At 68.8% G+C, this 565-nt stretch carries 1 protein-coding gene; it reads left to right on the plus strand.

The window, feature by feature from the left end; genetic code table 11:
- Window positions 1–565: TetR/AcrR family transcriptional regulator (locus tag D6B71_RS22440; protein WP_164519796.1), on the plus strand; the 565-nt coding region annotated here is incomplete at both ends.

Raw genomic sequence — 565 nt, forward strand, 5'->3', positions numbered from 1 at the left:
GGCGAGCGCGCGCTCCGGACCCGCAACGCCATCCTCGAGGCCTCCCGCCAGCTCTTCCTCGAGCGCGGCTACTCCGGCACCCGGATCAACAACATCACCGAGGCCTGCGGCATCTCCCGCGCCGGCTTCTACACCTACTTCAAGGACAAGCACGAGGTCGCCGAGCTCCTCGGCCGCACCGCCTACCAGGACATCCTCGAGGTCATCGGCAAGTGGGACAGCATGCCCACCCCGACCACCCTCCCCGACGTCACCGCCTGGGTGCAGGACTACTTCGCCTTCATGGACCTGCACGGCGCCTTCATCTTCTCGGCCAGCCAGTCCGCACCCGACGAGGAGTTCCGCAGCGCCGCGCTCCGCCTGCAGATGCGCGTCGCCTTCCTCCTCGGCATGTCCCTGCGCGCCCGCGCCACCGAACCCACCGACGCCCCCGAGGCACTCGGACTCACCACCCTCGCCCTGCTCGACCGCTCCTGGCACTTCGTCAAGGCCCAACGCCTGCCCGTCAGCGAGACCGACATCATCAACGCCGCTGCCACCAGCATCCTGCACAACCTCACCGGCA

Origin of the sequence: Nocardioides ferulae, assembly GCF_003660455.1 — a bacterium.
GTDB lineage: Bacteria > Actinomycetota > Actinomycetes > Propionibacteriales > Nocardioidaceae > Nocardioides > Nocardioides ferulae.